Origin of the sequence: Phenylobacterium sp. (assembly GCF_030645195.1) — a bacterium.
GTDB lineage: Bacteria > Pseudomonadota > Alphaproteobacteria > Caulobacterales > Caulobacteraceae > Phenylobacterium.
The window spans coordinates 1-6505 of the sequence record NZ_JAUSLW010000096.1 but is presented as its reverse complement, the minus strand read 5'-3'; the positions used below and the strand labels follow the sequence as shown (position 1 = coordinate 6505).

Below are 6505 nucleotides of genomic sequence, written 5' to 3'. Positions count from 1 at the left end.
GGGAAGGGCCCCGTCGCGCGGCCGCACCGCCACCACGCTCGGATCACGCAGATCGATCCGCTCGAAACCCAGTTCCAGGATGCGCTGGCTCTGATCCAGCTGCTCCAGTTTTATCAGGGCGCCGTCTTCGTCCACCGCCGGAAGCTGCACCAGCGATCCGTCCTTCAGCCGCAGGTCCCAGCGGCGGTTATCCACCCGCACCAGGGCCTCGATCCGCTCCATCAGCCGCGGCCGCGCGGCCACCTCGGGCAGGATCTCGGCGGCGTATTCATTGGCCCCCTCGCCGACGATCAGCGGCAGGCTGGGGAACTTGTCGGACCGCGCCTCCGGGATGATCCGGCCATGGTCGTCGATCACGTGGCTCTGGCCGTTGTGCTGCCAGACGGCGAGCTGCTTGCGCTCCACCACCGCCAGGACCAGCGTGTCGGGCAAAAGGCGGATGACGCGGGCTTCCTTGACCCAGCCCACGGCCTCGATGCGCTGGCGCAGCTGCTCCAGGTCCAGGCCCAGCATGGGCTGGTCCTTGTAGACCCCGGCGGCGGCCAGGATGTCGGCGGTGGCCATGGGCGAGGCGCCCTGGACGTGCACGGCGTTCAAGCGGAAGCCGAGGTGGGCGAACTGGCCGCCCACCGCGCCATTGACGGCCTGGGACAGCTTGTGGACGCGGTCGCCGGTGGCCAGCGTCGCGATCAGGGCGATGGCCAGGACGCCGCCGGCGCCGATCAGCGCGTGTTGCGGGGAGAGGCCGACGCCGCGGGCGGCGCCCAGCTTCGCGGGGGCGTACCCCGCAGGCGCCTTGGCCTGGGAGCGAGACTTGGAGCCAGCGGGCTTTCTAGCCCGGGGTTTCGCCGAAACTCGCGATCCCCCCCGCAGCGCCGCGGGCATAAGCGTCCTCCGTGATCCAAAGCACCAGGTTGTCAAAGTCCACGCCCTTCAGCGCCGCTTGCTCGGGGACGAGCGAAGTCGGCGTCATGCCGGGCTGGGTGTTGACCTCTAGAAGGACCAGAATGTCGTTAATGTCGTCATAACGAAGGTCAGATCGGGTAACTCCGCGACAACCAAGCGCAGCATGGGCGCGCTCGGCGAGCTGCATGGCTTTTTCCAAGACGGGCAAGGGAATTTGCGCCGGCAGGATGTGCTCGGAGCCCCCCTCCCCGTACTTGGCCTCGTAGTCGTAAAAACCCGATCTGGGGACAATGTCGGTGACCGTCAGGGCCTTGCCGTTCATGACCGCCACGGCGAGCTCCTTGCCGCGGATATAGGGCTCGATCATCACCTCCTCGCCGAAGGTCCATTCGGGCGCGACGATCTCCTGCGGCGGCCGATTGGCCCCGTCCAGGACGATATAGACCCCGACCGATGACCCCTCAGCGTTGGGTTTCACCACATAGGGTGGCGCCATCACGTGGCCGGCGGCGGCCTCGAAGCGGTTGAACAGACCCCCGCCCGGCACGGTCACCCCGGCGGCGGCCAGCACCGCCTTGGACTTGGCCTTGTCCATGGCCAGGGCCGAGGCCAGCACGCCCGAGTGAGTGTAGGGCAGGGCCAGGGTCTCCAGCACCCCCTGGACGCAGCCGTCCTCCCCCCACTCGCCGTGCAGGGCGTTGAAGCAGACGTCGGGCTTCAGCCTGGCCAGCACCTGGGCGAGATCGCGGCCGGCGTCCACGCGGGTGACCTTGGCGCCGAGGCGCTCCAGGGCGTCGCCGCAGGCCCGGCCCGAGACCAGGCTGACATCGCGTTCGGAGGAGAGGCCGCCCAGCAGCAGGGCGACATGGTGGCCGGAAAGGGGTTGGCTCACTTGGCCTCCGAGGCGAGCTTGCGGAAATCGATGTCGCTGTCGGCGACGGTGTAGAGGAAGGCGGTCCAGACCGCGACGTTCTGGGCCAGCTCCTTGGGGTCGACCTTGTCCAGGGTGTCGTCGGCCGAGTGGTGCAGGTCGAAATAGCGGCTGGCGTCCTGGTGCAGGTCAACGACCGGCGCCCCCAGGCGCACCATGCCGGCCACGTCGGAGCCGCCGAACCGGCTGGGTTGCCCGGTGACGATCACCTTCAGGGGCGCGACGGCCTTGGCGAATGCGGCCATCTCCGGGGCGGCGCCGGCGCCCTTGGGCAGGTCGGCCTGCCAGATCGCCCCGGCCCCCTCGTCGCTCTCGCCCACCAGCACGATCTTGCCGATCTCGTCCTTGTGGGCCGCGGCATAGGCGCCGCCGCTGCCGCCTTGCTCCTCGGAGCCGAACATCACCACGCGGATGGTGCGGCGCGGGCCCTTGGGCAGGCTGGCGATGACCTTGGCGGCGCCGGTCATGATGGCGATGCCCGCGCCGTCGTCCACGGCCCCCGTGCCGGGGTCCCAGCTGTCCAGGTGGCCGCCGATCACCAGCACCTCGTCGGGCTTCTCGCGCCCGACGATCTCGCCGGAGATGTTCCAGGCCGTGGCCTTGGGATCGAAGCTGGAGGCCATGTCCAGGCGGATGCGGATCGGCCGGCCGCGGGCGGCCATGTGGTCCAGCAGCTCGGCGTCGACGGTGGAGAGCGCCGCGGCCGGAATACCCGCCGGCGTCGCGCCGCCCGTGTGCGGCAGCCGGGTGTCGTCGGTGGAGAGCGAGCGGGTGAGATAGGCCACGGCCCCGCGCTTGGCGGCCTCGACGGGCCCGGAAGTGCGCTGGGCGTTGATGGCGCCGTAGCCCGAGCCGTCCTGGGTTCGGGTCATCTTCTGGGTGACCACGGCGATCTTGCCGTTCAGGGCGCCCGGCGGCTGGGCCAGCAGGTCGGCATAGGCGGCAAAGACCACGATCTCGGCCTCCAGCCCGCCCGCCGGGGTGGGCGAGGAGCCGCCGAGACCCAGGATGTGCAGGGGCTGGGGATAGGGCGAGACGATGGCGGCGCTCTCCGGCCCCCGCGACCAGGCGCCGGTCTGGAAGGTCTCGACCTTCACGTTGGCGAAGCCCAGGCGCTGGAAGGTGGCGACGCTCCAGTCCTTGGCCCGGGCCATGGCCGGCGAGCCGACGGAGCGGCCGCCGATCTCGGTGGTCAGGCTCTCCAGGACGTCCCAGGCGGTGGGGTCGGAAAGCGCCTTGTCGCGCAGGCTCGCGGCGGTGGCGGCGAGGTCGGCGGCCTGGGCCGGGAGGGCCGTGAGCAGGGCGGCGCAGGCGGCCGCGGTCAGCAGGGTTTTCATGTCTCGGCGGTGCGACAGGTGGGGCGGAGAGTCAAGCCGGGCGCCTCGTTTCACATGTCGGTCGTCGCGGATGGAGGACAAGGCCCTTCACAGGCCCCGCACGGGCCGCGAGGTGTTGCGGCGCAAGGCGTTGGGGACTTCGCGGCCGGCCGACAGGGGCCGACATGTGACCGTCGAGGTCCCGCGCGGTCTAGGTCAGGGTCGCCGTGATCGCCGCCCGGAACGCCGCGGCCACCGGCGCCACCAGGTCGCCGGAGACGCAGCGCAGGTCGTCGCCGGCGGTGTGGAAGTAGCGGTGACCGCCATAGTGGCCGATCGCCGGGGCGTAGCCCGCCTCGATCACATTCACCAGTTCGCCCCCGGCATTGGCCTTGCTGGCGAGATAGACGGCCTCAAGGCCGCTGATCCCCTGGAAGGCGGCGCGCACGCGGTCGATCACCTCGGGCGTGGCGGTCAGCACCCGTTGGGCGTCGGCGCTGGGCAGGGGCCGCAGGCCGCCGGCCAGCTCGTGCCAGTCGCGCGCCGCCGCGCTGGCGCCGATATGGACCCACATCCGCGTGGCCGAGGGCTTGGGCGCGCGGTGTTCGAGGTACTGCTCACCGCCCAGATAGATGTACTCGTGCCCGCTGGTGGCGACGAATTCGAGGTTCACCCCGGGCTTGGCGGCCGCCAGGCCATGGGCCAGGGCCAACCACACCGCCAGGCCGGACCCTCGCTCGGCCGCGCAGGTGAACCAGCCCGAGCGGGGCGTCGTGACGATCAGGGTCTTGGGCGCGCCCAGGTCGAGGCGCGCGATCAGGTTGTAGGCCGGCCGCCGCCCCGACACGGCGTCGACGGTGAGCGCGGCGGCCTGCCCCGTCCGGGCCGCCGCCACGAAGGGCTCGGCGTCCTTCGGAGCCAGGATGGCCACCGGCTTGCGGAAACCGGGCTTGGCGGCGCTGACGTTCAGGGCCACGGCCTCCCCGGTCGGCCCGGTGGTCACCAGCACCGCCGCCTCCGCGCCACGGCCGAAGGCGTCGGTGAGCGCGCGCGACACCGCCGGCTCGGCCGTGCTCACCCAGCGCCGGAACGGCAGCACGATGAGCGCGATCGCCCCGTCCAGGCCGCCCTCCGACGTCGCCAGCCGCAGCGGCGCGGACAATCCGCCGGGACCGGTCGGGATCACGATGGCCTGAGGAAACACCGGCGCCTGGTGGTCGCCCACCGCCAGGGTCGCCGTCCGCACCTCGGCGTAGGGGACCTCGAAGGCCTGGCGTTCGCACCGGTAGCCCAGCCCGGCGAGCTCGGCCTCGAGCCAGGCGCCGCTGGCCGTGTCGCCCGGCCCGCCCGAGGCCTTCACCCCGAAGCCGGCGAAGCGCTCGAGCACCGCCTGGAACCAGGCGGCGTCGGGGCCGGCCGGCGCGGCCTGGGCCGCCGGCGTCGCCGTCGCCAGGGCCCCCGCCCCCAGGATGACTCCGCGACGTGACGCGCCCATGCCGACCTCCATGCCAGCCGGCACCCTAGCACCGGTCGATCCGGTTGGCCCCAAGGGTGCGCGGCGCATTGTAGCGATTGGCCGCGGGCGCCAGGTTGGTCTGGAGCCGCGGCAGGTTTCTTTGCCGCCATAGTCGGATATTTCCGGTCTGGACTTTCGCCCCTAGGAGCCGCGCATGACCCCGTCCCGTCGAGACCTGCTGGCCGGCGCCGGCGCCCTGGCCGCCACCCCCGCGGCGGCCGCCGCCGAGGCCCCCTCCCCGGCCCTGCAGGGGGTGCTGGACTATGTCGAGGGCCAGAGGACCACCGGCTTCCTGGTGGTGCGGGATCGTCGGACCGTCGTCGAGCGCAACTGGCCCCTGCCCGCCGACGCCGGAGCGTTCCGCGCCGCCTTCGCCTATGGGACGACGGCGCAGGGCGCCCTGCTGGAGGACGTGGCCTCCCAGCAGAAGAGCTTCGTCGCGATGCTGGTGGGCATCGCGGTCGACAAGGGCCTGATCGAGGTTTCGACTCCTGTCTCCGACCATGTCGGCGCGGGCTGGTCCCGGGCCGCGCCCGACCAGGAGCGGGCGATCCGGGTGATCGATCTGCTGACCATGAGCTCGGGCCTGGACGAGAGGCTCGGCTACGCCGCCCCCGCCGGCTCGGTCTTCCTCTACAACACACCGGCCTACGCCGTGACCAAGCAGGTCCTGGCCGCCGCCGCCAAGGCGCCCTTGGAGGGGCTGACCCACGACTGGCTGACGGCGCCGGCCGGCATGACCGATACGGCCTGGCGCAAGCGCCCGGCCGGCTTCGGGGACGTGGGCAACCCCACGGGCCTGGTCACCAGCCCCCGGGACGTCGCCACCTTCGGCCAGCTGGTGCTGGACGGCGGCCGCGCCGCCGACGGCCGGACCATCGTCTCCGAGGCCCAGCTCAGGGCGATGTTCGTCCGGTCCCGGACCAATCCCGCCTATGGCCGCCTCTGGTGGCTCAACGGGAGCGCCACGACGATCCGCCCCCTGGCCAAGCCCACCGAAGGCCCGCTGATCCCGGCCGCCCCGGCCGCCCCGGCCGCCCCGGCCGACCTGGTGGCGGCCCTGGGGGCGCTGGACCGCAAGCTTTACGTCGCGCCGAGCCGCAGGCTCGTGGTCGTGCGCATGGGCCAGGCCGCCCCGGACAAGGACTTCGACCAACAGCTCTGGCTGCGGCTCTCCAAGGCGCTCGCCTAGACCCTGACCGTTTCAGATGGACTCATCTGAAACGGCAAGAAGGGTCTAGATTCAAAACATTGGAGCACGCCGGGCGGCGGAACCGGTGTCCACTTCCGCCTGACGTGCTCTAGGGCACGATGCGATCAGGCGGAGTCGCCCATCGCGTGGGGCTGTCGCGTCATCCCGTCGACCGCTCGTCGAAATGCCGGGCGTCCGGTTCGTCACGGTCCCAGTCGGCTCGCGAGGCGCAGAACAGGTGGGTGCGGATTCCCTTGCCGAGCGGCGTGTCCAGGGTCCCTGCCGTGACATAGATGTTGGCCGCGTCGGTCTCGGCCGGGAGCGGCGTGCCGCAGGTCCTGCAGCGGGTGATCGTGTAGGTTTCGCGCAGGGCGAAGGTGACGCCGTGATCCTCGCCCTTCAGCCACCGGAACTGGGCCCGAGGGACGATGAGGATGGCGGCGCCGACCGAGCCCGAGGCCTTGCGGCAGAGGGAGCAGTGGCAGACCCAGACCGCGCCGATCTCGCCGTCGATCTCGTAGGCCCTGGCGCCACAGAGGCAGCTGCCTGTTCGAACGGTCATCGCGCCCTCCCGACGGATCGCCGCCGCAGGTGCGGCAGGTCGGCGCGCATCGGAGCGTGAGGCGCGGGAAGTTGCAAGGTTC

At 71.7% G+C, this 6505-nt stretch carries 6 protein-coding genes; 1 reads left to right on the top strand and 5 read right to left on the bottom strand.

The annotated features are described in order from the left end of the window. The 4 genes from Q7T09_RS08755 to Q7T09_RS08740 form a co-directional block, all read right to left on the bottom strand. On the bottom strand, window positions 1-885 hold an 885-nt coding region (locus Q7T09_RS08755), incomplete at its 3' end, for a cell division protein FtsQ/DivIB (protein WP_304699220.1). Further along, entirely contained in the window at window positions 833-1798 is a 966-nt protein-coding gene (locus tag Q7T09_RS08750) for a D-alanine--D-alanine ligase (protein ID WP_304699219.1), read from the bottom strand. The genes Q7T09_RS08755 and Q7T09_RS08750, both read right to left, overlap by 53 nt. Next, entirely contained in the window at window positions 1795-3174 is a 1380-nt protein-coding gene (locus Q7T09_RS08745) for a M20/M25/M40 family metallo-hydrolase (protein ID WP_304699218.1), read from the bottom strand. Before Q7T09_RS08745 ends, Q7T09_RS08750 begins: the two co-directional genes overlap by 4 nt. 190 nt (window positions 3175-3364) lie before the next feature. Beyond that, window positions 3365-4648 carry a M28 family peptidase gene (locus Q7T09_RS08740; protein ID WP_304699217.1) on the bottom strand — a complete coding sequence of 428 codons (1284 nt, stop codon included), beginning with the start codon at window positions 4646-4648 and terminating at the stop codon, window positions 3365-3367. Window positions 4649-4823: 175 nt separating this feature from the next. On the opposite strand from Q7T09_RS08740, the gene Q7T09_RS08735 reads away from it, so the two are divergent. After that, window positions 4824-5861, top strand: a complete 1038-nt coding sequence (locus tag Q7T09_RS08735; RefSeq protein ID WP_304699216.1) for a serine hydrolase — start codon at window positions 4824-4826, stop codon at window positions 5859-5861. A gap of 160 nt (window positions 5862-6021) precedes the next feature. Here Q7T09_RS08735 and Q7T09_RS08730 read toward each other — a convergent pair whose 3' ends face one another. Further along, the gene (locus tag Q7T09_RS08730) at window positions 6022-6423 is read right to left on the bottom strand and encodes a GFA family protein (RefSeq protein WP_304699215.1); all 402 of its coding nucleotides are present in this window, start codon (window positions 6421-6423) and stop codon (window positions 6022-6024) included. Between the last annotated feature and the right edge of the window lie 82 nt (window positions 6424-6505).

What these genes read in the sequence shown, in the direction of transcription:
- Q7T09_RS08745 (WP_304699218.1), bottom strand. Translation starts at nt 3,174, where the DNA reads ATGAAAACCCTGCTGACCGCGGCCGCCTGCGCCGCCCTGCTCACGGCC.
- Q7T09_RS08740 (WP_304699217.1), bottom strand. Translation starts at nt 4,648, where the DNA reads ATGGGCGCGTCACGTCGCGGAGTCATCCTGGGGGCGGGGGCCCTGGCG.
- Q7T09_RS08735 (WP_304699216.1), top strand. Translation starts at nt 4,824, where the DNA reads ATGACCCCGTCCCGTCGAGACCTGCTGGCCGGCGCCGGCGCCCTGGCC.
- Q7T09_RS08730 (WP_304699215.1), bottom strand. Translation starts at nt 6,423, where the DNA reads ATGACCGTTCGAACAGGCAGCTGCCTCTGTGGCGCCAGGGCCTACGAG.